The sequence below is a fragment of the Pediococcus pentosaceus genome, from assembly GCF_001437285.1.
GTDB classification, from domain to species: domain Bacteria; phylum Bacillota; class Bacilli; order Lactobacillales; family Lactobacillaceae; genus Pediococcus; species Pediococcus pentosaceus.
On sequence record NZ_JQBF01000004.1, the window covers coordinates 140,132 to 163,828 of the forward strand.

Annotated in this window: 19 protein-coding genes and 1 pseudogene; 9 read left to right on the forward strand and 11 right to left on the reverse strand. The window is 37.6% G+C overall.

Translation table 11 applies throughout. From position 1 onward, the window contains the following. Positions 1–24 precede the first annotated feature (24 nt). Positions 25–1,413 carry an amino acid permease gene (locus tag IV86_RS05625; RefSeq protein ID WP_056979425.1) on the forward strand — a complete coding sequence of 463 codons (1,389 nt, stop codon included), beginning with the start codon at positions 25–27 and terminating at the stop codon, positions 1,411–1,413. 59 nt (positions 1,414–1,472) lie between these two features. Here IV86_RS05625 and IV86_RS05630 read toward each other — a convergent pair whose 3' ends face one another. After that, positions 1,473–2,819, reverse strand: coding sequence for an NCS2 family permease (locus IV86_RS05630; RefSeq protein ID WP_029257742.1), 1,347 nt, complete (start codon positions 2,817–2,819; stop codon positions 1,473–1,475). 239 nt (positions 2,820–3,058) lie between these two features. Here IV86_RS05630 and IV86_RS05635 point away from each other — a divergent pair. The 3 genes and pseudogenes from IV86_RS05635 to IV86_RS05645 all read left to right on the forward strand — a co-directional run bounded on the left by IV86_RS05635 (position 3,059) and on the right by IV86_RS05645 (position 7,497). Then, positions 3,059–5,498 (forward strand): annotated as a pseudogene (locus tag IV86_RS05635) (Xaa-Pro dipeptidyl-peptidase). 113 nt (positions 5,499–5,611) lie between these two features. Beyond that, entirely contained in the window at positions 5,612–6,526 is a 915-nt protein-coding gene (locus IV86_RS05640; protein ID WP_002832819.1) for a proline-specific peptidase family protein, read from the forward strand. Positions 6,527–6,645: 119 nt separating this feature from the next. Continuing rightward, positions 6,646–7,497 (forward strand): aldo/keto reductase, encoded by an 852-nt coding sequence (locus tag IV86_RS05645; protein ID WP_002832818.1) that lies wholly within the window; start codon positions 6,646–6,648, stop codon positions 7,495–7,497. A 49-nt stretch (positions 7,498–7,546) separates the two neighbouring features. On the opposite strand, the gene IV86_RS05650 is transcribed toward IV86_RS05645, so the two are convergent. Continuing rightward, a complete protein-coding gene (locus IV86_RS05650; protein ID WP_002832817.1) occupies positions 7,547–9,097 on the reverse strand; it encodes an ABC-F family ATP-binding cassette domain-containing protein in 1,551 nt (516 codons plus the stop codon). A gap of 118 nt (positions 9,098–9,215) precedes the next feature. Between IV86_RS05650 and IV86_RS05655 the strand changes: the two genes are divergently transcribed. After that, positions 9,216–9,590, forward strand: coding sequence for a VOC family protein (locus tag IV86_RS05655; RefSeq protein ID WP_002832815.1), 375 nt, complete (start codon positions 9,216–9,218; stop codon positions 9,588–9,590). Between the two features lie 83 nt (positions 9,591–9,673). Here the strand turns inward: IV86_RS05655 and map are convergent, their stop codons facing one another. Genes map through IV86_RS05675 form a run of 4 tightly spaced genes read right to left on the reverse strand, consistent with a single transcriptional unit; the run spans position 9,674 to position 12,448 of the window. Continuing rightward, on the reverse strand, positions 9,674–10,456 hold the full coding sequence (map, locus tag IV86_RS05660; RefSeq protein ID WP_056979426.1) for a type I methionyl aminopeptidase: 783 nt from the start codon (positions 10,454–10,456) through the stop codon (positions 9,674–9,676). Between the two features lie 38 nt (positions 10,457–10,494). Next, the gene (locus IV86_RS05665) at positions 10,495–11,355 is read right to left on the reverse strand and encodes a DegV family protein (RefSeq protein ID WP_002832813.1); all 861 of its coding nucleotides are present in this window, start codon (positions 11,353–11,355) and stop codon (positions 10,495–10,497) included. After that, on the reverse strand, positions 11,342–11,671 hold the full coding sequence (trxA, locus tag IV86_RS05670) for a thioredoxin (RefSeq protein ID WP_002832811.1): 330 nt from the start codon (positions 11,669–11,671) through the stop codon (positions 11,342–11,344). The genes IV86_RS05665 and trxA overlap by 14 nt, the downstream gene beginning before the upstream one ends. Before the next feature lie 39 nt (positions 11,672–11,710). Further along, a complete protein-coding gene (locus IV86_RS05675) occupies positions 11,711–12,448 on the reverse strand; it encodes a TerC family protein (protein ID WP_023440001.1) in 738 nt (245 codons plus the stop codon). A gap of 111 nt (positions 12,449–12,559) precedes the next feature. Here IV86_RS05675 and IV86_RS05680 point away from each other — a divergent pair, with 111 nt between their 5' ends. Beyond that, positions 12,560–13,498 carry a magnesium transporter CorA family protein gene (locus IV86_RS05680; protein WP_002832808.1) on the forward strand — a complete coding sequence of 313 codons (939 nt, stop codon included), beginning with the start codon at positions 12,560–12,562 and terminating at the stop codon, positions 13,496–13,498. A gap of 56 nt (positions 13,499–13,554) precedes the next feature. Here the strand turns inward: IV86_RS05680 and IV86_RS05685 are convergent, their stop codons facing one another. The 3 genes from IV86_RS05685 to IV86_RS05695 are packed head-to-tail and all read right to left on the reverse strand — an operon-like array spanning position 13,555 to position 15,846. Then, positions 13,555–14,316 (reverse strand): YibE/F family protein, encoded by a 762-nt coding sequence (locus tag IV86_RS05685; protein ID WP_056979427.1) that lies wholly within the window; start codon positions 14,314–14,316, stop codon positions 13,555–13,557. Then, on the reverse strand, positions 14,309–15,415 hold the full coding sequence (locus IV86_RS05690) for a YibE/F family protein (protein WP_002832806.1): 1,107 nt from the start codon (positions 15,413–15,415) through the stop codon (positions 14,309–14,311). The genes IV86_RS05685 and IV86_RS05690 overlap by 8 nt, the downstream gene beginning before the upstream one ends. Next, on the reverse strand, positions 15,415–15,846 hold the full coding sequence (locus IV86_RS05695) for a GNAT family N-acetyltransferase (protein ID WP_002832805.1): 432 nt from the start codon (positions 15,844–15,846) through the stop codon (positions 15,415–15,417). The genes IV86_RS05690 and IV86_RS05695 overlap by 1 nt, the downstream gene beginning before the upstream one ends. Positions 15,847–16,051: 205 nt before the next feature. Between IV86_RS05695 and IV86_RS05700 the strand changes: the two genes are divergently transcribed. Beyond that, on the forward strand, positions 16,052–18,208 hold the full coding sequence (locus IV86_RS05700) for an LTA synthase family protein (protein ID WP_002832804.1): 2,157 nt from the start codon (positions 16,052–16,054) through the stop codon (positions 18,206–18,208). Positions 18,209–18,261: 53 nt separating this feature from the next. Here the strand turns inward: IV86_RS05700 and IV86_RS05705 are convergent, their stop codons facing one another. Then, a complete protein-coding gene (locus tag IV86_RS05705) occupies positions 18,262–19,248 on the reverse strand; it encodes an NAD(P)/FAD-dependent oxidoreductase (RefSeq protein ID WP_002832803.1) in 987 nt (328 codons plus the stop codon). 160 nt (positions 19,249–19,408) lie between these two features. On the opposite strand from IV86_RS05705, the gene IV86_RS05710 reads away from it, so the two are divergent. Both IV86_RS05710 and IV86_RS05715 read left to right on the forward strand, forming a co-directional pair. Continuing rightward, entirely contained in the window at positions 19,409–20,368 is a 960-nt protein-coding gene (locus IV86_RS05710; RefSeq protein ID WP_011673036.1) for a nucleoside hydrolase, read from the forward strand. A gap of 89 nt (positions 20,369–20,457) precedes the next feature. After that, positions 20,458–22,434, forward strand: a complete 1,977-nt coding sequence (locus IV86_RS05715; protein WP_002832801.1) for a cation:proton antiporter — start codon at positions 20,458–20,460, stop codon at positions 22,432–22,434. A gap of 67 nt (positions 22,435–22,501) precedes the next feature. On the opposite strand, the gene IV86_RS05720 is transcribed toward IV86_RS05715, so the two are convergent. Continuing rightward, positions 22,502–23,434, reverse strand: a complete 933-nt coding sequence (locus tag IV86_RS05720; RefSeq protein WP_002832800.1) for an alpha/beta hydrolase — start codon at positions 23,432–23,434, stop codon at positions 22,502–22,504. Positions 23,435–23,697: the final 263 nt, after the last annotated feature.

Here is a 23,697-nt window from a genome sequence, read left to right on the forward strand (position 1 = left end):
AGATATTAGAAAAGGAAGTGTGTTATGAAAATAATAGATAAAATTTTGAGAAAAGAATCATTAGATAATTACTTAAAGTCTGACTCAAAATTCGAAAAAACCATTGGTCCAAAAGACTTACTGGCGCTCGGAATTGGTGCAGTAATTGGAACTGGAATTTTCATCCTTCCTGGTACCGTTGCAGCACTGAAGGCTGGACCATCGATTACAATTTCTTTCGTGATTGCTGCAATTGTATGCGCGCTAGCCGGCATGTGCTATGCCGAATTTGCAGCCTCTATTCCAGTTGCTGGGAGTGCCTATTCGTATGGAACCATCATTTACGGTGAACTTCCCGGTTGGGTGCTAGGTTGGGCCTTAATTTTGGAATATGTCTTAGCAGTAGCGGCCGTTTCCACTGGATGGTCCGCTTATTTTGGTTCTCTCCTGGGTGGTTTTGGGATACACATCCCTACTGCCATTTCTGGATCATTTAATCCAAGTCATGGAACTTACATTAATTTATTCGCAATTATTATCGTCTTGCTAATCGGATTTTTACTTAATCGAGGCTTCCAGTCGTCCATTCGGATCAATAACTTTATGGTCTTTGTTAAAATTGCTATCATTCTAATTTTTATTTTAGTCGGAATCTTTTATGTTAAACCTACTAATTGGAAACCTTATTTTCCATTTGGCGTGCACGGTACTTTAGCCGGTGCCTCAACGGTCTTTTTTGCTTATTTAGGTTTTGATACAGTTTCTGCATCAGCAGCAGAAGTTAAAAATCCTTCGAAAACGATGCCCATTGGCATTATCGGAACTTTAATTATTGCCACCATCTTCTATGTGGCCGTTTCTTTGGTTCTTACGGGGATGGTTCCTTACACTAAGCTCAATGTTGCCAATCCCGTTGCCCTAGCTTTACAGTTAGTCCATCAAAATTGGGTAGCCGGATTACTTTCATTGGGCGCTTTAGCCGGAATGACTACCATGATGATTTCTATGATTTATGGAAGTTCCCGTCTGGTATATGCTACAGGACGCGATGGTTTGTTGCCTAAGGTCTTAGGAAACCTAGTGGGTGAACATCATTCGCCACGCAATGCCATGGTGGTAGTTACCATTTTTATCGCCTTTCTAGGAGGCTTCGTTCCTTTAGATCAATTAACTAACTTAGTCAATATGGGGACTTTACTAGCATTCGCTTTGGTATCCTTGGGAATTATTCCTCTGCGTCATCGCCAAGATATTCCTAATACGGGCTTTAAAGTACCCGGATATCCATTTATCCCCATCATTTCAGCCTTGGCTTGTATCTATTTAATTACCACACTTTCGGTGGAAACCTGGATTGGTTCTGCCATCTGGTTTGGAATTGGATTAATTATCTACTTTAGTTATGGAATTCATCATAGTAAACTGGCCCAATAAAAAAAGAGTTGTGATAAAGGCAAATGTCTTTAATCACAACTCTTTTAATTTATTTCATACTAACTTGGAAGTTTATTAAGCACATATAGCATTAGTGCGAAAGCGACCATTAAAATCCAAACAACGTAATTAACTTCCTTACGGCGACCAGCAACGGTCATTAAGATTGGATAAGTTAAGAATCCAAATGCCATTCCGTAGGAAATATTGTAAGTCAATGGCATTCCAATAATGGTGAGGAAGGCTGGCATAGCAATTTCAAATTTATCCCAATTAATTTCACGAAGCGCAGAAGCCATCAATACCCCAACCACGATTAGAGCTGGTGCAGTTACTTGCGTTGTAACGACTGTTAAAAGTGGTGAGAAAAACATACTAAATACAAACAAGATTCCAACGGTTAGAGAAGTCAGTCCTGTTCGTCCACCAACTGCAATACCGGCAGATGATTCCACATAAGTTGCTGTGGGTGTAGTTCCCATTACTGATCCAGCTAACATTGAAATTGAATCTGCCATTAGAGCCTGTCCAATTCGTGGCATTTTATTGTTTTTCATAATTCCAGCTTGTTGAGCTAACCCAATTAAAGTACCAGCGGTATCAAAAAACGCAACTAGCAATAAGATTAAAACTACGGCCCACATCTCAGGGTCAGCGATTGAAGGCAAATGAGCAATTCCCACTCCAAATGTTGGTTTCATACTAGGAGCAAGGGAAATCAAATGCTCCGGCATTTTAATCAAACCTGTCACCAACCCTAAAATCGCAGTGGAAACTAAACCGATAAAGATTGAACCTGGCACTTTTTTCGCCATTAAAATCGCGATTACAAAAATTCCAAAAATGGTTAACCACGTTGTGGGAACGGACAAGGAACCCATCTCAACTAATGAGGTCTTACTTGCTGTAACTAATCCACCGCCTTGCAGCCCGATAAACGCAATGAAGATCCCAATCCCAGCCGCCATAGCTAATTTGAGATCTTTAGAAATTGAATCAATCACAATTTCACGTACTTTGAGGAAGGATAAAATTGTGAATAAAACAGAAGCAATAAATACTCCGGCCATCGCCTTTTCCCATGGAATTCCCATTCCTAAAACAACTGAGAAAGTGAAAAAGGCATTGTCACCCAATCCAGGCGCAATCGCAATCGGATAATTTGCAAGAAAAGCCATCAACGCACAGCCGATAATTGCTGAAATGGCCGTTGCTGTGAAAACCGCTCCTTTATCCATCCCGGCTTGCCCTAGGATTGTAGGATTAACAAACAAAATGTATGCCATTGAAACAAAAGTCGTTAAACCGGCTAAAATTTCTCTTTTAACCGTAGTATGTTGTTCTGTAAGATGAAACGTTCGGTCTAATAATCCATATGAAGCATTATCATCCAATTTTTGATCCATTATTTCGTTCCCCCATCAAAATCTTTTTTATCAACTTCCATATTATTCCATACTTTAATGTTGTTTTCAACACCTAATGTTCGTTTATAGATGCTTATAAACGTCATAAAAGCTTATTTTTTTATTTCATGAAATTTAAAACGAACTTTTTCTTATTTTTAAAATATTTCAAGGCCTAATTATGTTTTATTGCTTTAGGCGTATAATATGAAACATAAATATTGTGGAGGTTCCATGTTATGAAAAACAATCAATTCGGTCGAATACGACTGGATCGCACTACTGAACTTGAAGAATTAAAAAACATTCATTTTATTGATGCTGATTTATTAGCTGATCCGAAAGCCCAGTTAAAAGATTTTCTAAAACGTTCTTGCCTCGTAAGTAATAGCGAAGCAACTTTCCAACAAAAGTTAAGCAATCTACTCGCAACCCCTGATCAAACTATGGCGGCTTTTTTCGAAAGTGATCAACCACTAACTTTAGAAATTTTTATCTTATTAGAACTCCAATTACTTCAATTTGAGGCCGATACTGATTATCAAATTGAAGATCCACTTAGTGCCATTAGCAAAATTCAACTTCCAGAACTCGATCTCAAAAACTTTGAAACTAGTGCGGATGTGGCACACGCTTGGTATAACTTACTAACTACCCACACCAAAAATGGAGAAGTCTATTTAGACCGCCTAACTCAACAAGGTTATTTCGTTAGTTTTTACCCAACGACCACTAAGCCCCTTTTCTTCAATGGAAAAGCCCAAGCAGTCTTCGATCCTCATCAGTTGATCCGTGAAGTAGTTTATGTGGAAGCCCCTCTCGATACTGATCATGATGGACAGCGCGATTTACTTAAAGCCGAAATTTTACGACCCGCTCAAACTGCTCATGGATACCAAGCTCCAGTCCTATATACAGCGAGTCCTTATAATCAAGGGACAAATGATAGTTATGGAGAAGCAATTACGCACAACGTTGATGTTCCTTTAACTGAAAAAGCGGTTCAAAAAATTTCTAAATCCGACGTCACTGCCGAACCCTTCAGCCAAACACTTCCTGCTGAACGTAAAGTGGCTGGAATGGCTACAAAAGCAAGTGAAACTTTTGCTCGCGAACAGCCCTATACTTTGAATAATTACTTCTTATCTCGGGGCTTCGCCGTGGTTTATGCTGCTGGGATTGGTACTCGAGATTCTGATGGACTTCGTGATACGGGCTCTGTCGAAGAAACCATTTCAACTACAGCAATCATCGAATGGCTAGCCGGCAATCGACGCGCTTTTACTAACAAAACTGATAATCTTGAGATTAAAGCTTCTTGGTCTAATCATAAAATTGCCATGACGGGCCGCTCCTTATCTAGGCACCCTCGCCACTGCAGCTGCAACCACTGGGGTGGAAGGCTTAGAGACCATCATTTCAGAAGCAGCCATTTCTAGCTGGTACGATTATTACCGAGACGGTGGTTTGGTCGCTGCTCCAGATACTTTCCAAGGCGAAGATATGGATGTCCTGGCCGCTGAAGTTTTAAGTCGTAAACATGATGCTGGGGATTATTTAGGCATCAAAGCCCACTTTGATCAAATTTTGAAACGTATTGAAAAAGATCAAGACCGTGACTCAGGTAATTATTCTAAATATTGGGACAGTAAGAATTATCTAAATAACGTTAAAAATATTAAAGCTGATATTATAATGGTTCATGGCCTCAATGACTGGAACGTTAAACCACGAAATGTAGGTAAGCTTTGGAACGCTGTTCGGGACTTACCGATCAATAAGAAAATTATTCTGCACCAAGGTCAACACATTTATATCAATGCTTTTCGTTCAATTGATTTCACCGATATGATGAATCTATGGCTTAGTTACAAACTTTTTGACGTTCAAAATGGGGCTAACGAAGTCCTTCCTAATGTAATCATTCAAGATAATGTTGAACCTGAAACTTGGAACACTTATCAAGATTGGCAAGCAGCGGACGATGAGATTCGAGAATTTACACTACAAGCTAAAACGCTGGTGGATCGTGCTTCTGAAACTAAAAACGAGGCAGCTTCATTTCGAGATTCCCTTGATCCAGAATTTTTCGAAATGTATAAAAATGATTTAAAGCATTGGCATACTGATTTGCTAAACACAGAACATGCCACCAATGGTAAAAATCAAATGCGTAATAATCGCTTGATTTTTAAAACAGCACAAACTAAAGAAGATTGGTTAATCGATGGTACGCCTGAAGTTTCCGTTAACGTAGCAGTTAACCAACCATTTGGGATGCTTAGTTTCCAATTAGTTGATTTTGGAGATGCTAAACGTCTCAATCCTTCACCTAGCATTCTCCAACCACGCTCTTTGAGTGGTAGTTTTGATTGGCGGACTGATGATCTACGCGAATTCACGCTTCAAAATGCGGTCACTCCTTGGAAAATGATTTCCAAAGGCCATATCAACTTACAAAATCGTACTAATAATTATTGTGTTGATGAAGTTAAACCCCATCAATTCTATGATGTAAAATTAGAACTTCAACCTACGTTCTACCGCTTATTAGCCGGTCATCAATTAGGACTAGTTATCTATGCTACTGATTTTGAGACTACCATTCGTGGTAACCAAGAACTGCTTTACTCTTTACAGTTAAACCAAAGTCATTTAAAAATAAAGTTAGCACACTAATTTAATTTTTAAATTTATTATTGATTAAACCAATGGTAAATCAATATGGGTTCTGGTCAGTTTCCTTCAAATCTGATATTATAAGCTTAAATTTAAGAAACTAGGTGAGTGTTTTGAAACAAGGAACAACAATTTTAACACTAGATAATGGATACCATTTATGGTCTCACACTGATGGTGACGACGATTCAATCCATCTATTAGCTCTTCACGGTGGCCCTGGTGGAAACCATGAATATTGGGAAAACTTCCACGATGAACTTTTAAAGCAAGGCTTGAATGTCCAAGTACATTACTATGACCAACTGGGCTCATGGTATTCTGATCAACCAGATTACTCCGATCCTGAAATCGCCGAAAAATATCTATCATATGATTACTTCTTAGACGAAGTTGAAGAAGTTCGTCAAAAACTTGGAATTGATCATTTCTACCTTATCGGTCAATCATGGGGTGGCGCATTAACAATGATGTATGCTCTTAAATATGGTCAACATCTTAAGGGTGCTATCATTTCATCCATGGTCGATAACATTGACGAATATTTGGAACATCAAGATGCAATCCGTGATGAAGCTCTTGCTCCTGAAGATGCTCAATTCATGCGTGACTGCGAAAAATCTGGTGACTGGGACAACGAACGTTACCAAAAATTAGTTGACATTTTGAATGCTGCTTACGTTGATCGTAAACAACCAGTTGCAATCCGTCATTTAGTACCAACTATGGCTACTCCGGTTTATAATGCTTTCCAAGGCGATAACGAATTCGTTGTTACTGGAAAACTTAACGAATGGGATGTTCGTGACCAAATTAAAAATATCAATGTTCCAACCTTATTGACATTTGGTGAACATGAAACTATGCCGCTAGATTCAGCACGTCGTATGGCTGAAGTTATTCCTAACGCTAAGTTAGTTACAACGCCTAATGGTGGCCATCATCACATGATTGATAATGCACCAGTTTACTTCAAACATCTTGCAGATTATCTTCGTGAAGTTGAAGCTGGAACTTTCAATAAGTAATCTAAATAAGTCATATTTAAAAAGGACTAACTAATTTTTAGTTAGTCCTTTTTACTAGCTTACCGCCTGTAAAAGCGCTATTATTAATATAGTTTATTGGTAATCAAGGAGGCTTTTTGATGAATAATTTAACAGATACTTATACCCTTAACAACGGAGTTAAAATCCCCGTAGTTGGTTTTGGAACTTGGCAATCTAAAGATGGTGATGAAGCTTATAATGCAGTTAAGGCTGCTTTAGAAGCGGGCTACCGTCATATTGATACAGCTGCAGCTTATGGAAACGAAGAAAGTGTTGGCAAAGCCATTAAAGATAGTGGAATTGATCGTAAAGAACTTTTCCTCACGTCTAAATTATGGAATCGTGACCATGGCTACGAATCAGCTAAAAAAGCGTTAGATACTAGTTTAGCTAAATTAGGTACTGATTACCTCGACTTATACCTAATTCACTGGCCAAATCCAGTCCAATTCCGTGATGAATGGCAACAGCGCAACGCTGACTCATGGCGTGCTATGGAAGAAGCCCTCGATGCTGGTAAAGTACGTGCGATTGGTGTATCTAATTTCCGTGCTCATCATCTTGATGAACTTTTGAAAACTGCCAAAGTAACTCCAGCAGTCAACCAAATCTTCCTAAATCCTAGTGATACTGAAGATGAAGTTGTGGCCTACAATAAAGAACATGGTATTCTTTCGGAAGCATATAGTCCACTAGGAACTGGTAAGATTTTTACCATTCCAGAACTTAAAGATATCGCTGCTAAATACAATAAGAGTGTCGCTCAAGTCGTACTTCGTTGGTCACTACAACACGGCTTCTTACCTCTTCCTAAGTCAGTTCACGCTGACCGTATTAAACAAAACACCGAAATCTTTGATTTTGAACTTTCAGATGACGACATCAAGAAAATTGATGATTTCCATGGTGTAGCTGGTCTAGCTCAGGATCCAGATACCACAGACTTTTAAGCTATTGAGTATTAAAAAAGCAACCCCACGGGGTTGCTTTTTTGCTTGGTTATTCGCGATCTAGACGTAATTTTTCTACGTTAATTTCCTTATCAATCCATTGGGAATAGAAACTATCCTCATGGGATACAACGATCAAATTGCCTTTAAAGCGTTGTAACGCTTCACTTAAGGCCCGCTTCGTTTCATCATCCAAATGGTTTGTTGGTTCATCCATGATTAAGAAATTTGAATCAATCAACTCCATTAAAGCTAATTTAACCTTAGTTTGTTCTCCACCACTAAGTTGTTTCATCGGCTTCATAGTATCAGCAGCATTGATTCCACACTTAGCCAATTTAGTCCGAATGGTTTTAGGCAACATCTTAGGGTATTGGTTTTGAATGGTTTCTAATGGTGTCAATTTAGGATTATCCCATATTAATTCTTGGGTGAAGTAATTAACTTTGGCAGATGGTGAAAAATGGGCTTCTCCACCTAAAGCTGGAATTACTCCTAAGATACTCTTAATCAAGGTTGACTTACCCGCACCGTTAAACCCAGAGAAAGCTACTTTTTCGCCCGCCGACATTGAAAATGTCACTGGTTCAAGCAATTGCTTCTTGCCGTAACCTACCGCTAATTTATTCACAGCAACTGCATTTTGAGATCCAGTATCGAGATATGGAAAATCAAAATGACCCTTTAAGTTTTCACTAGGTGGATCGATTTTTTCCATCCGATTTAACATCTTCTCCCGTGATTTAGCCATCGTCGAACGTTGGCCAGCTTTATTCTTACGAATGAAGTTTTCAGCTTTTTCAATCACTACTTGTTGTTTCTCAAACGCTTTTAATTGGGCTTCCTTACGCGCATCTTTTTGACGCATTGCTGATTGGAAGTCACCACGATACTTAGTAATTTTATTAAATGAAACATCACAAATACAGTTAGTAACCTTCTGCAAGAAATCGTAGTCATGGGAAATCACCATGAAAGCTCCTTCAAAGCCATTTAAGTAATCTGCCAACCAACTAATATGAGCAGTATCTAAGTAGTTTGTCGGTTCATCCAAAATTAAAACGTCTGGATTTTGAAGAAGTAACTTAGCCAAAATAATCTTAGAACGTTGTCCACCACTCATTTCGCTTACGATATGATCTTTACCAATATCGTCGAGACCTAAACCGGTCATTACTCGATTAATTTCCGTATCAATGTCATAGAAATTATTGGCATCTAAGTTTTCCTGGATTCTTCCAGCTTTTTCTAGCAACTTGTCGTCTAAATTTTCAGCATAATCTGCATAGTACTTCTCCATCAAATCACGTTGACGGAATAACTCTGCATATGCGGTCGTTAAAAATTCATACAAGGTATCTTCCTTAGGAATGTCCGCATACTGGTCTAAGTAACCATACGTCACTTTATTTTGCCAAATAATGCGACCCTTGTCTGGTAACGTTTCCCCCGTTAAAATCTTAATTAACGTACTTTTACCAGCACCATTTTGTCCCACAATTCCCATGTGGTCTTCTTTATTTAACTCAAAATTTGCATCTTCGTAGAGCTCTTTGTCCGCAAAACCGTGGCTCAAATGCTCAACTGATAATAAACTCATTTTTTCACCTTAACTTTTCTAAAATAACTAATAACCACCGTAGCATGAATTTATACAAATCGTCAATCCAATTTGCCTATGCTATACTTAATCTCGTTATTAGGAGGACTTACATACAATGAATATTCGTGAAATTGATCATATTACGCTAACTGTATCTGATGTCGCTCGTAGCGAACGCTTTTATCATGAAGTTTTCGATATGCCGATTCTAACCGATGCTCCATTCGCGGGGGTTCGCGCTGGCAAACAACGAATTTACTTCGTTACTCCAGACCAACAACCCCAATTTGCTCCAGCTCAAGCTACTACTGGTAGCATTGCCCTTTCCGTTGTTGCTAAAAATCCAATGGAAGAAATTGTTAACCATCTCAAAAGTTATTTCATCGAAATTATCGACGATCCTAAAACTCGCCAAGGAACTCATGGCAATGTTCAATCACTCTTAATTAAAGATCCCGATGGTAATCTGATTGAAATCGCTAATTACTAAAATAACGATTAGGATGTAACCATTTTAGCATCAAAAACAAAAGGAAGTCTCGACTAAAAAAGTCAAGGCTTCCTTTTTTGCTTCTACAAATACTTAGCATCTTCAACAGGATCTTGAGATGTTAAAATCTTAGGACCGTCTGGTGTGATTACTAGTGTGTGTTCGTATTGACAAGAGAGACTACCATCCATTGTAGTAACAGTCCAACCATCTGGAGCGGAAGTATCACATTGCCATCCCCCAACATTAACCATGGGTTCAATTGTAATCGTCATACCATTCTTCAAGCGAGGACCATGTCCAGCTTCACCGTATCCAGGGACCATTGGATCTTCATGCATTGTAGGTTGGATACCATGCCCCACGAATTCACGAACATCGCCATAACCCATTTCATCTTCAACATATGATTGAATTGCATGACCAATATCACCAATTCGGTTGCCTTCTACAGCTTGGTCAATCCCAAGATATAAAGCCTTTTTAGTAACTTCCATTAATTTTTTAACTTCATCGCTAACTTCGCCCACAGCAAAAGCCCAGCATGAGTCAGACATGTAGCCATCCACACTAACAACTGTATCAACCTTAACTAAGTCGCCTTCTTTAAGGATTAAACCCTTACGTGGAAAGCCATGACAAACTTCATTATTAACACTTACACAGGTTGCATATTCGTAGCCTTCAAATCCCTTTTCTTCAGGAACAGCACCGTTTTTGTCTAAGTATTTTAATGCAAACTTTTCAATTTCCCAGCTTGAGATACCTGGTTTAATAATGTCACGAAGCCCGATATGCATACCAGCAAGTACTGCACCGGCCTTTCCCATTCCTTCAATTTCTCGTTCTGACTTTAATGTAATCATTCTATCCACCCGTTTCTTCATAACTAACGTCTATACTATCACAATTTTGGCGACCAAATTAGTCCAATCGCTTTACTACCAGTATAAGTACCTACATACGGACCAATCTGTCGTGACTCAACTTGCATTCCAGGGTATTTAGCCTTTAAAGTGCTTTGCCACTGCATACTACGATCTACATCATTGGCATCAATTACAGTTACTACTAAATTGGTATGGTCAACTAATTGTTTGTCAAAAATTTCTTCGATTGCTTCCATCGCATTCTTCATTTGCCGTTCTTTACCAACCATCTCTAAACGCCCTTGGTGATTAATAGTTAGAATGGGGCGCATTCCAAAAAATGAGCCTACTAACGAGGTTCGGTTAGAAATATTTCCCATATTCTGAAGTTCTTTAATGTTATTTACTGCAATATAAGCTTGAGTCTGTCGACGATATTTACGCATTTGATGTAAAACTTCGTGGATATCTACTCCATTATCTAGAAGATGAGATGCTAGAATGGCAACCTTTTCTACACCAGCTAAAATAGAACCCGAATCATAAGGATAAACCTGGAGATCCTTAATCGCTGGAACCGATGCTGATACACTATTGATAAAACCACTCAAGCCTCCCGATAAACCAATGCACAAGGCTGCTTCATAACCTGCTTGAGCTAAGTTACTAAAGACTTCCTGCATTTCTTTCATTGGAATTTGAGAAGCTGTAGGATGATACTTTTCAAGCTTAAGCATTCGGTAAAATTCATCTGAATCAATGTCCATATTCTCATGATAAACATGTTTACCAAACATAACCGGTTGATTAACGATCGTAAAATGATACTTACGCACGATTTCCGGAGCTATATTGGCTGAACTATCAATCACAATCGCTGTTTTACTTTGGTTCATTTTCTGATATCTTCTTTTCTAAGTATTTGGCTAATTTTGCTTCAGGATAATACCCCGTCACTTTTTCAATGGCTTTTCCATCTTTAAACAAAACCAATGCTGGAATGCTCATAATTTTAAAAGATTCTGCTACTGCTTGATTGTTATCCACATTCATTTTGGCAAACTGGATTTGATCTCCATAAGTTTTTTCCAAACTCTCTAAGGCTGGTTCCATCATTTTACAAGGACCACACCAAGGAGCCCAAAAGTCCACAATGGTTAGTCCAGATTGTGTCACGTCAGTTAAGTTATCTTGATTAATTGTAACGGCCATTTCTGTCTCCTTTTTACTAACTTGTTACCATAAATTATATCATTGTTTTTTTGCCGGTCTTTTGGCATAGTGAATTCCAATTGTAATTAAAAAGGCTAAGATCACAATTCCCGCAAAAACAATCGATGGAATTTCAATATCAATCATTGGAATGGACAATAAAAGTTTTAACGCAATAATTCCAATTAATACGTATGCCATCGTTTCTAATTCCGGAATTTTTTGCATCATTTTCATGATTACTTCAGCAATGCCCCGCATGGCTAAAATCCCAATCAGACCACCAATTAAAACAATTACCGGATTAGATGAAATTGCTAAGGAAGCCAAGACTGAATCGACGGAGAAAACAATATCCATAAATTCAATTTGGATTACCACCCGCCAGAACACGGAAAGTCGCCCTTCTTTTTTAACTAGTTTTCGCGTCTTACGTCCTCTTTTTTGCTTGTCAAAGAACCTAAATACCAAGTAGGCTAAGTATAAAGCTCCAATTACCTTTATTTCCCACAAGTTAATTAAAAAGGTACCGATTCCGATAACGATAAATCTGAAAATATAGGCGCCCCATAAACCATAAAATAGGGATTTTTCACGTTCTTTTTTATCTTCTAAAACTTGTGTTTGAGTTGCTAAAACCACTGCATTGTCGACCGATAAGATACATTCAATCATTACCAATGAAAAAATTACTAACCAGTCGGAACTGGAGGACAACACGTTTTCCCAATTATTAATATCGAAAAAGGGTCCATATAGGTTTGTTAATATATTCAATAAATTCTTTCTCCTTTTTTCTTCTAAACACTTTATTTTAATCGATTTAGTATATTTTTTCATCCCATTGGGGTTAAACTAATAATATTAAATACAGTGAGGATTATTACTATGCTAAAAGTTACTAAAAAGTCTGACGACTTTTCTTGGATTCAAGTTTCCAATCCTAGCACGCTTGAACTTCAAACTTTAGTCAAAACTTACCATGCTACATCGGAAGCTTTAAGCTATGCTATTGATAAAAATGAACGAGCACGGGCTGAAATTGACGAACCCAATAACATTTTTTTGATCATTTTTCATGCACTCAGTGCTAATTTAAAAGAAGGCGTTCAAACCGAGCCCGCGGCATTCATGTTTCTACCAAAGGCGCTGGTGGTTTTTACGCATGATTCAACTCACTATGTGAATAAACTTTTAGATCGCAATGTTAAAACACTAATACGCAAAAATAGTGATCCTAATTTTGAATTTAATAACTCGTTTATGGTCAACGCCGTTTTCAATACGATCTATGAACTAACGATTCGCTTTAATGACGCTGTTTCACGAATTAATTTTGACCGTCAAGAAATTCAAAATAAATTTAAAACTCGTTTAAATCACAATGGAATTCAAAGCATGCTACAGTTGGAGACTAGTTTGATTTATTTATTAACATCTTTGAAATCAAATACTTCATTATTAAATAGCATGCTTCGTATGCCAAACTTAAAATTAACTAAGGGACAACGTACGCGCCTAGAAGAAATTGTGATTGAGTCTGAACAAAGTCAAGAAATGGCTCAGCTCTCATCTGATATCATCGAACAAGTCTCCAAATCCTACTCTGACATCTTGGATAACAACTTAAATAACACGATGAAATTTCTAACCATCTTATCTATTATTTTAGCTGTCCCCAACATTGTCTTCGGATTTTATGGACAAAATGTTAGCCTACCAATGGCCAATACGCCTTGGAGCTGGACACTGACCATTCTAATTTCGTTTGCTTTAATTTTGATTGTCTATCTCATCGCCAACTGGAGCAATTTTTTCAAAAAATAACGTTAATAAAAAGAACTGTAACTACTGTCTCAGGCTTTCACCAGCCTGATTCGTCGTTACAGTTCTTTTTGTTTGCGTTGCCGCAATTGCATTACCCACGCTGTCAATGGCACCGTGCTAATTACTCCAATAAATCCAATTAGAATCATTGAAAGTTCCGCAGCAAAAATTTTGTTATTAATAAACTCACTAAAACTGTATTTTAACTTAACATACCAAATGAATAATCCTAGAAAACTACCAAAGAAGCCAAAAAACAAGGTATTTAAAGCTGTTCCAATGATTTCTTTACCAATTTCATATCCATGTACAAACAATTTACTGTAGTCTAGGTCTGGAGTAGTCTCAATTAATTCTTGTAACCCAGCCGACACAGCAATTGCCGCCTCAGCTACCGCTCCAAGCGAGCTAACCATCATTGTCGCTAACATCACATCACTGAATTTAATACCAATTAAAAGTGACATCCCCTCTAAATCTTCATTATTTTCATTGGCAAATCCATGAACTAACAAATGGGGTTGCAGCAATAAAATTAACCCGATTAGGACCATCAAAACTAGGACAGAACTGTAGAAAGCATTTTGGGTAATTTGATCATCATCACTGCCCATAAAAATGGTGGTTGCAAGGATAATCAAGCCACTAATACTTGTTATTACTAGCGCCGGAAATCCCCATGCAATTAATGCAATATTTAGGAATAATATGGCAAAATTGAAGATAATACTTAAAAAGGCCCGGACTCCCGTTGCACCGCCCACAATAATCATTAACAGGGCTAAAATTAGCATCAATATTAAAGTTACGCTATGCATGTTGCACCGCCCCCTTCTTAAAGAAAATGCCAACCAGCCAGCTAGCAATAGGAACGGTTAATACAATCCCAATTCCACTAATTAAGCTTTGTACAAATCCCAGTTGCATGTTCATTTCAAACGAGTAGCCCCAACCGTTTCCATTTCTAAGATACAGAGCCATCATTGAAAATGTATCTGCCATAAATATCATGAATAAAACGTTAAGGAGAGGACCCATAATTGTTTTCCCGATATTTCGGCCGGAAATCCAGAGCTGTTTCATTGAAATTAGCGGATTTTCTTTTCGTAACTTGGCAAGACTAACAATAATGTCAGTTGATTCATCCATTACCGCTCCCAATGATCCTAGTACTGTTTCAGCTAGAAATAAAGGTTCGGGATTTTGTGTTACGTACTCCATCGTTTCAAAATGAAGTCCCCCATTATTGGTAAGTCTAAAGACTAATAAACTAATAGCGACTGCGATGAAAGTTCCTAACATCGTCGTTGTAAAGCTTACCCACATTTTTTTGTTCCAACCTAAAACTAATACTAACGTTACCGCACAAAAAACGGCCGCGATTCCGCTAAAAATCCAAAAAACTCCTGAGCCCTCTTGCTGAACATCGATTTCCACTGCAATAAAAAATAAAATGGTGTTTAAAATCAAGCTTAAGAGCGCCCTTAATCCGGTCGACTTCATCATTATTAATAAGCCGATTACCATCACAATTAAGATGGTCAAAGGCACGTCGCGTTTCAAATCTGTAATTGTAGCTGTCTTAATCTGATGGTGGTGTCGGGTTAAATGTAATAAGACCGTTTGGCCTTTACGGTATTTTAAATCCGTCGCCTGCGACTTAGTATATTCATTATTAACCGTGATAATTCGATTACGCTCTTTACCATTTAAAATTTTCACTTTAAGCTGTTGTCGGACACTGTAATCTTGATTTTTAAAATTATCAATTTGGACAGCTTTACTAATTTTTTTAACACTTTCAATACGTCCAACCGGTGTTTGATATAAAAAAGCATCATTTTTAACAAAGAAGACCGCTGCAAGCCCCATCAGCACAATACTTAGTACCAAGATTACTTTTTTATTCCAATACATTAAATCGCCTTTTCCATCCAATAATGTACAATGCCCGCTTCCATTTCTGGGCCACTAACGCGCTCGTAATTCATCGCAAAGTAAAATGGTTCCGCACTCTCTTGAGCATGTAATTTAATTTTTTTAATGTTCATTTTAACTGCTTGGGCTTCAATAAATTCAAACAAATCACGCGCTAACCCATGACGTCGATATCCAGTTTTAGTTGCCACTCTTTGTACAACCCAAGTATCATCATCGACGCGTCGTGCTCGCGCCGTCACAATCGGTTTAGCTTCGTCGTAGCCCACAAAGTAAGTAAAGAAATCTTCATTTTCGTCAAATTCAAGAGCCGGATCAATGCCCTGTTCTTCAATAAATACTTTTTTACGAATTTCTAACGCATCCATATAAACTGGTCCAGTAGCACCTCTAACCATTTTAGCTTCCATACTAGTTCGCCTCCGAAACTATCTTTTAATAATATATCTATCATATTAACCCAGATAACTTATTAATGGCTGCTTAATTCAGAAGAATTATTAAAATTTTATTTTATTCATCCCCCTTACCCAATAGTTAACCAAATCATTTAAAAAAATATGGTAAAATTGCATTTATGCATTAATCTTGTTCTATTTGAAAGGTCTTTAAAAAATGAAATCTTTAAAATCAAAAATTGATACTAGATTCGGATTCTTTATCCTTATTACTATTTTATTTTGGGCGAAGACTCTGTTTGCATATCTAGCTGATATTTCACTAGGTGTAGGTAGTATCTTTCAATGGATAATTCTTTTAATTAATCCAGTTGCTACAACCGTCCTCATCTTTGGACTTGCATTATATATTCGACCGAAAAAAATTTTTTATTGGGTAGCGATGTTGTTGGATGTCGCCAATACCGTCATGCTCTATCTCAATGTAATCTACTTTAGAGAATTTTCTGACTTTATGACCGTTAATACTATGTTGGGCTATTCCAAGGTTAATCAAGGCTTAAGTGCTAGCTCAATGTCCTTAACTAATGTTCATGATATTTTCTACTGGTTAGATATCATCGTTATTTTCTTATTACTCGTTCTGAAGAAAATAAAAATGGACCCCCATCCTTTACCTAAAAAGTTTGGGTTTCAAATCACCTCACTGGGCTTTTTATTTTTTGCATTTAATCTAATGCTCGCGGAAATGGATCGCCCGCAGTTAATTACTAGAACTTTTGATCGTTCTTATATTGTTAAATACATGGGGCTCGATGCCTTTACTGCTTATGATGGTGTCCAACTTGAACGTAACCATAAAATGCGTTCTGAAGCTAAGAAAAGTGAATTAACTTCAATTGAAAAATATGTTAAGCATCATTATGCTAAACCGTCGAATGTTACTTTTGCCAAGGCTAAGGGAAAAAATGTTATTATCATTCACCTAGAAAGTTTCCAACAATTCTTAATCGATGATAAAGTGGAAGGCCAAACAGTCACACCATTCCTAAACAGCATTTATCACAGTAAATCAACTTACTCATTTAGTAACTTTTTCCATCAAGTTGGTCAAGGTAAAACTAGTGATGCTGAAAATATGCTTGAAACTGGTACGTTTGGGACAGCTCAAGGTTCACTGTTCGCTCAGTTAGGATCTGATCAAACCTTCCAAGCTGCTCCAGCAATTTTAAAACAACATGGAAACTACACTTCTGCGGTTTTCCACGGTAATACTGCTTCATTTTGGAATCGTAATAGCACTTATAAAAATATGGGTTATGAGAACTTCTTCTCTGCCAGTGATTTTGATGTTTCTGGGGATAAATCTACTACCTATGGTCTAAAAGATAAGCTTCTCTTCAAAGATTCAATTAAGTACCTTCAACACTTACAGCAGCCGTTTTATGCTAAATACATCACTGTAAGTAACCACATCCCATACACTTTAGATGATGAGGATAGTACTTTTAAAACGCCTAGTACTGGCGATAAAACTGTAGACAACTACTTCAAAACTGCTAATTACTTAGATCAATCTGTTGAAGAATTCTTTAATTTCTTAAAGAAATCCGGTTTGTATGATGATTCGATGATTGTTTTATACGGTGATCATTATGGAATTTCCAATTCCTCTAATACAGCACTAGCTAAAACTTTTGAACAAGATCCGGATCATTTTAAAGAATTCGGCTCTAATCCAACTGAAAATTGGAATAATTGGGATAATTCACAGCTCCAACGAGTCCCATTAATGATTCACATTCCAGGTATGAAAGATGGTGGCATTCAATCCCAATATGGTGGTGAAATTGATGTTCTACCAACGATCTTGCATTTATTAGGAATCTCAACCAAAAACTATATCCAATTTGGTACTGACCTGTTGTCTAAGCAACATGACCAAGTGGTTGCTTTTAGAAATAACGATTATGTAACACCAACCTATAGTTCTATCGGTGGTAAACTTTATGACAGTTCCGGCAATGAGATTACCGATCCTAACACCACTTTTAAAAAGAAAGTTGAAAAAGATCGTAAAGCTGCTAAAGAACAATTAGCGATGTCAGATTCGTTAAATGAAAAGAATCTCCTCCGTTTCTATAAGAATCCGGACTTTAAAAAGGTTAATTCAGCTAACTACAATTATTCGGATGGTTTAACGAAAGCCATCAAGCTAGAAGATAAATTAGGCTTAAAATCGACTTCTATGTTCTCCAAGAATCAAGATAAATCACTTGAAGATTTGTACAAAACTAATGCTCCTGAAGCAAACCACAAATCAACTAGTGAAAACCGAATTAAAATTACAAATCCAGATGCCAATGGCAGTTAACAAAAATGCAGTGAACTTAGTTTTTAAGTTCACTGCATTTTTATATATTCAGATTATTTTTCAAACATGGATGTACTATGAACAGGTCCACGTTTGCCTGGATATAAGTCGTTCATAATTTGATTTACCGCGATCGGGCCTTCACCAAAGGCGGTTGCAATTAGTCTTAACTTTCCAGGATACTCTACCCCATCACCAATCGCGTAAATATTTTTCATATTTGTATGCATCAGGCTATCGACGGCAAACATACGATGTTCTTGGGCCAAATCGATTTCCCATCCTTTGATAATTTTATTACTAGAGGTAAATCCGTAGTTAACAATTAGTTTATCAAAATGGGTAGCTTTTAAGGCTTCGGTACCAATTTCTTTCAAATCGACATCGATTCCTTCGACAGCCTCGCGAACATCATTAATTAAATACGGTGTCATCACTTTAACCGTCGATTCTTGGAGGCGTTGTACATTCCGTTCCATCCCCCTAAATTGCTGTCGACGATGCACCAAACTGACACTTTTAGCAATTGGTTCCAGCATAAGCGCAATATCAATGGCCGAGTCACCACCACCTGCCACTAAAACATCCTGATTTTCAAAATGTTCAACATCGGGCATATGATAGTAGATTTTTTTATCTTCTAAATGGTCCAACCCTTCCACAGCTAACTTTCGCGGATTAAATGCTCCATTACCAGTTGCTAAAAGAATTGCTCGGGTATCGTATTCATTCCGATTAGTTTTAACATGGTAAAAATCAGCTTGAGCTTGAATATCAACAACGGTTTCGTTAAGACGAATTTCAGTTCCGACCAAGCGCGTTTGTTTTTCAAGTTCTTTAGCCAAATTAGCTGCTTTTATTCCAGCATAACCACCGACATCGTAAATCATTTTTTCTGGATAAAGTGCAGCAACTTGTCCACCAGCTTGTGGAAGGCTTTCAATAATTTGTGTTTTGGCAGTGCGCATTCCAGCATAAAAACCAGCAAATAAACCGGCTGGACCCCCACCAATAATCGTAATATCATACATTTCCGTCATTGCCTGTGCTCCCTTATTAAATCAATTTCATTTTTATAATCCACCAAATATATTACCAGCTTCTTCAATAAAAAAGAATGCTTGGGATTGTCTTTTAAGCTTTGTTTACGTATGATTAAAGTAAGTTTAATACATAAATTGTTTATTCGGAGGGGTTCTTTTGGCAACTAAAAAAATGATCTTAGATCTAGATACTGGTATTGATGATGCTATGGCCATTGCATATGCTTTGGCAGCACCTGACGTTGATTTGATTGGTATTGTTTCGACATACGGGAATGTGTTAACCCCTGACGCTGGTACTAATAGCTTGAAAATTCTTGAATTACTAGGCCGAACGGATATTCCGGTCTTTCTTGGTGAGGAACACTCACAAACTACCGAAAGCTTTGAAGTTATGCCTATTAGTGCTCAAATTCATGGAAAAAATGGTATTGGTGAAGTTGAACTACCCGCTCCATCTCGGGCAATTGAAACACAGCCCGGGGTTGATTTTATTATCGAAGCTGCTCACAAATACAACTCCGATTTAATTCTAGTGCCAACCGGTCCCCTAACGAATCTTGCACTTGCCTTAAAGAAAGATCCAGAAGTCGCCGATTTAATTGGCAACGTAACTATTATGGGTGGTGCTCTTACTGTCCCTGGAAATGTTAGTCCAGTTGCAGAAGCTAACATCAACCAAGACCCTCATGCTGCTAATGACGTATTTACTAGCCACGTTAACTTAACCATGGTTGGTCTAGATGTCACTTTAAGAACGTTACTAACAAAAAAAGAAACGCAACTTTGGCGTGACCTAGATACTACTGCTGGTAGTAAATTTGCTGATATCGTCGATTACTATATCGACGTTTACAAAATCACCAGTCCTCATCTTGGCGGTTGCGCCTTGCATGATCCTTTGGCGGTAGGAATTGCCCTTGATGCTTCATTTTCCAAAACTATGGATTTAAACATGTTCGTTGATACAACTGACGAAATGTGGGGTCGTACCATTGGTGACCCCGGCCGTTTAAACGAAGAAAATCCCAACGTTTCCGTAGCTTTGAATGTCGATGCAGACTTTTATCTCAAGCGCTTTATGGATTATCTCACTAAATTATTTGCTAAAAATTAATATCTTCTATACCAAAGCCACAAAAATCGATTTTTTTGTGGCTTTTTGGTACGCTTGGTTTAGAGAAACCAAAAAAGGAGTCGTTGTGCATGTCCATTGTATTTTTCGTTTTGATTTTAATCATCGCCACCGTTTTTTCAAACGCATTAGATACTAAAATCAAATTTTTACCACGGGCTATTATTCAAATTATGATGGGGTTAGCACTTTCTTTCATCCCCAATTTCAATCATTTCAATCTTAACCCTGAAGTTTTCATGCTAGCAATTATTGCGCCGCTTATGTTTTACGACGGGATGAACACTAACATTGTCAAACTTAAACGTACTCTGAGTAATACCTTTTCTCTAGCCATTGGACTAGCCGTTGTCACGATTATTCTAGTTGGTTACTTGGGATATGCTTTATTACCCCATATCCCGATTGCCCTTGCCTTTGCTTTAGCCGCTATTATTACCCCTACCGATGCGGTTGCAGTGTCATCCGTGACCGAAAACCTAGATCTTCCTAATGAGGCCATGCTGAGTCTCAAAAATGAGTCTTTGTTTAACGATGCAAGTGGAATCGTAATGTTTGATTTAGCTTTGACTGCCTTTCATACGGGACATTTTTCTCCGGTTCTAAGTATTTTTAATTACCTATATGTCTTCTTTGGTGGCTTAATTGTCGGCTGGATTGTCGGTTGGCTTTTTGTTCGCTTACAGTTACTCTTAATTGAAACCGATATTGATAACCCCAACATTATTGTCCCCATCAACTTCATTAAGCCTTTTGCTATCTACCTTCTGGCTGAAATGTTTGATACTTCCGGAATTTTGGCTGTGGTAGCAGCTGGATTGATTCAAAGTACTCAAGCTCAATCCTTACGTCTTACTTCAACCAAAACTCAAATGGTGTCTAAAACCACCTACGAAATTTTTACTAACTTAATGAACGGTTTCGTTTTTATTCTTCTAGGAGTTTCATTTCCAACCGTCATCTACGATATTACCAATGAAGGCCGTCAGGTTTCTTCGCTAGGTTATCTCATTTTGGTTGGTATCATTTTGTACATCGTCATGATTATCATTCGCTACCTATGGGTTACTTTAAAACTAGCCAACATCCGTATACGGCCAGCCGATAAAGTACTTAATCATTTTTTAATTGCTATTAATGGTATTCATGGGACTATTACCCTATCGATGGCCTTTTCTATTCCGATTGTATTACATGGTAAGATTTTTCCATTCCGCAATGATATTATTTTCATCGCGGCAACCGTCATCATTCTCAGCTTACTCGTGCCAAGTATTATCTTACCGTTGATGTTACCAGCCAAAACTTATTCCTACAGTTTAGAAGATATTAGCACCTACCGCCAAAAAATGATTGAATACGCCATTAAACGCGTCCATGATGCCGATGAAGATCCGGTCGAAACGCAGGCGGTGATTGCTACTTTAAGAAGCCAACAGTCTATCTTACAACGTCCTAAACGAAACGCTACTTACAAAATTTTACAGAAATGTTTTAATTTAGAAGAGAAACTACTTCAAGAGATGGTGGATAATGGTGAAATTAGCGTTAAACAACAAACTTTTTACGAAAGAATGTCATTGTTCCAAAGTTTCCAACTCCATCAATCGTTTATCCAGCACTTCATGTATCGAGCACGTTTTTACTTTATTAAATTAAGCCATCGTTTCAAACGACGCATTAAACGGGTAGATCCTTTGGTGGTTACCAAAAAATTCAATAATGCTCGAGACGAATTAGCTCAAGTAGAAAATGAAATATCGCCTCAGATTTTTGCTTATCTCAGAGAACATCTAAACGCAGACAATCGAGCAGAAATCCACTGGATTGAAGAGTACTATCGTGAACGTCATCGTCGTTTTCAAAACAACACTCGTGCTAACGAAATTCAGGAAGAACTTTTTATTAACGCCTTCCAAAATGAGTATAACTTTATTCAAGAACAATTAGGAAAGAAAAATATTTCTCGTGAACTGGCTAGTTTGCTATATGAACAGGTCTCCAATGACGAGTGGGTTTATATGCAAAATGATAGTATTTACGCATAAAAAAACCATGATAACAAGTCACCTTACACTGCTTAGTGTCAGAGGCAACCTTGCTACCATATTTTTTTTAATCCATATATTTATCTAAAAATTTTTCAACTGTTTGTTTATATTTTTTATAGTTAGTATTCATCGCTTCAGCATGTTTAGCACCTTTAACCACGTACTTTTCCTTTGGTCCCTTGGTTGCATTGTAGAGGGGCTCTAGCATTGAAGTAGGAACGAAGGTATCGTTAGAACCATGAATAAACAACATTGGTTTTTTATTCTTAGCCAATTGCTTCAAGGCGCTGGCTTCAGAATAGTCGTAACCTGCACGAATTTTAGAAATCAAACTAACTGTTGGAACTAGCGGATACTTTGGTAAATGATACATTGATTTAGCTTGATATGTAATTTCATCATCAACGCTAGTATAACCACAATCTTCGACGTAAGCTTTAACTTGCTTAGGTACATCAGCTTCTCCACTAACCATCATGGTCGTAGCGCCTCCCATGCTAACCCCGTACATGACGATTTGCTGATTTTTACCCTCAGTCTTCAAAAGTTTGTTCATCCACTTAATGTAATCGCGTCGGTCGGTCCAACCGTAACCGATTAGTTTGCCTTCGCTTTCTCCATGAGCACGGTCATCTGGAGCTAATACATTGTACCCTATTTCGTGAAACATAGCTGCCGGAGCACCTTCAGCTTCTTTACTTTGTAAAAATCCATGTGCCATTACTACTGTCTTATTAGTTTGATGTTCAGCCGGGATATAATAAGCTTTTAACTTCAAATTTCCGGTTGCTGAAGTCATTGTCCATTGCTCTTTTTTTACGTTTTGATACCATTCTTTTTGTTTTCTTAATGGATCATTCTTAAGTGTTTTTTCACTTGAAATAAAACTTTTGGGTCCCCGTACTTCAGCTACGTGGAAGAAATACATTCCTGCTCCAATATCAATAACCAATAATACTCCGATTATTATTAACAACCATTTCCATAATTTCTTCATCGTACTTTCCTCCTAGAACTAACTTATTTAGTATATACGGATTATCAAATTTGTGGATAACAAATTCTCCTTAACGTTTAAAAAATAGTTTAATTTCATAATAAATTTATCAGCCGTTAGGTTTGATTTTTATTTTTAGTACGCGTCTTTATTAGTTTTATTTCTTACAAAAAGGTTGTATCAACCCATCATAATTTCTGGGCGCCAAATCAATCCTCGTTTGTGACACTTACTTTAATTTGTCGCATTCCCCCATTCTGTAT

Coding starts and splice junctions, on each gene's coding strand:
- IV86_RS05720 (WP_002832800.1), bottom strand. CDS start 23,434: ATGAAGAAATTATGGAAATGGTTGTTAATAATAATCGGAGTATTATTG.
- IV86_RS05690 (WP_002832806.1), bottom strand. CDS start 15,415: ATGTATTGGAATAAAAAAGTAATCTTGGTACTAAGTATTGTGCTGATG.
- IV86_RS05655 (WP_002832815.1), top strand. CDS start 9,216: ATGAATATTCGTGAAATTGATCATATTACGCTAACTGTATCTGATGTC.
- map (WP_056979426.1), bottom strand. CDS start 10,456: ATGATTACATTAAAGTCAGAACGAGAAATTGAAGGAATGGGAAAGGCC.
- IV86_RS05715 (WP_002832801.1), top strand. CDS start 20,458: ATGTCCATTGTATTTTTCGTTTTGATTTTAATCATCGCCACCGTTTTT.
- IV86_RS05645 (WP_002832818.1), top strand. CDS start 6,646: ATGAATAATTTAACAGATACTTATACCCTTAACAACGGAGTTAAAATC.
- IV86_RS05650 (WP_002832817.1), bottom strand. CDS start 9,097: ATGAGTTTATTATCAGTTGAGCATTTGAGCCACGGTTTTGCGGACAAA.
- trxA (WP_002832811.1), bottom strand. CDS start 11,671: ATGGCCGTTACAATTAATCAAGATAACTTAACTGACGTGACACAATCT.
- IV86_RS05665 (WP_002832813.1), bottom strand. CDS start 11,355: ATGAACCAAAGTAAAACAGCGATTGTGATTGATAGTTCAGCCAATATA.
- IV86_RS05630 (WP_029257742.1), bottom strand. CDS start 2,819: ATGGATCAAAAATTGGATGATAATGCTTCATATGGATTATTAGACCGA.
- IV86_RS05625 (WP_056979425.1), top strand. CDS start 25: ATGAAAATAATAGATAAAATTTTGAGAAAAGAATCATTAGATAATTAC.
- IV86_RS05695 (WP_002832805.1), bottom strand. CDS start 15,846: ATGGAAGCTAAAATGGTTAGAGGTGCTACTGGACCAGTTTATATGGAT.
- IV86_RS05705 (WP_002832803.1), bottom strand. CDS start 19,248: ATGACGGAAATGTATGATATTACGATTATTGGTGGGGGTCCAGCCGGT.
- IV86_RS05700 (WP_002832804.1), top strand. CDS start 16,052: ATGAAATCTTTAAAATCAAAAATTGATACTAGATTCGGATTCTTTATC.
- IV86_RS05685 (WP_056979427.1), bottom strand. CDS start 14,316: ATGCATAGCGTAACTTTAATATTGATGCTAATTTTAGCCCTGTTAATG.
- IV86_RS05680 (WP_002832808.1), top strand. CDS start 12,560: ATGCTAAAAGTTACTAAAAAGTCTGACGACTTTTCTTGGATTCAAGTT.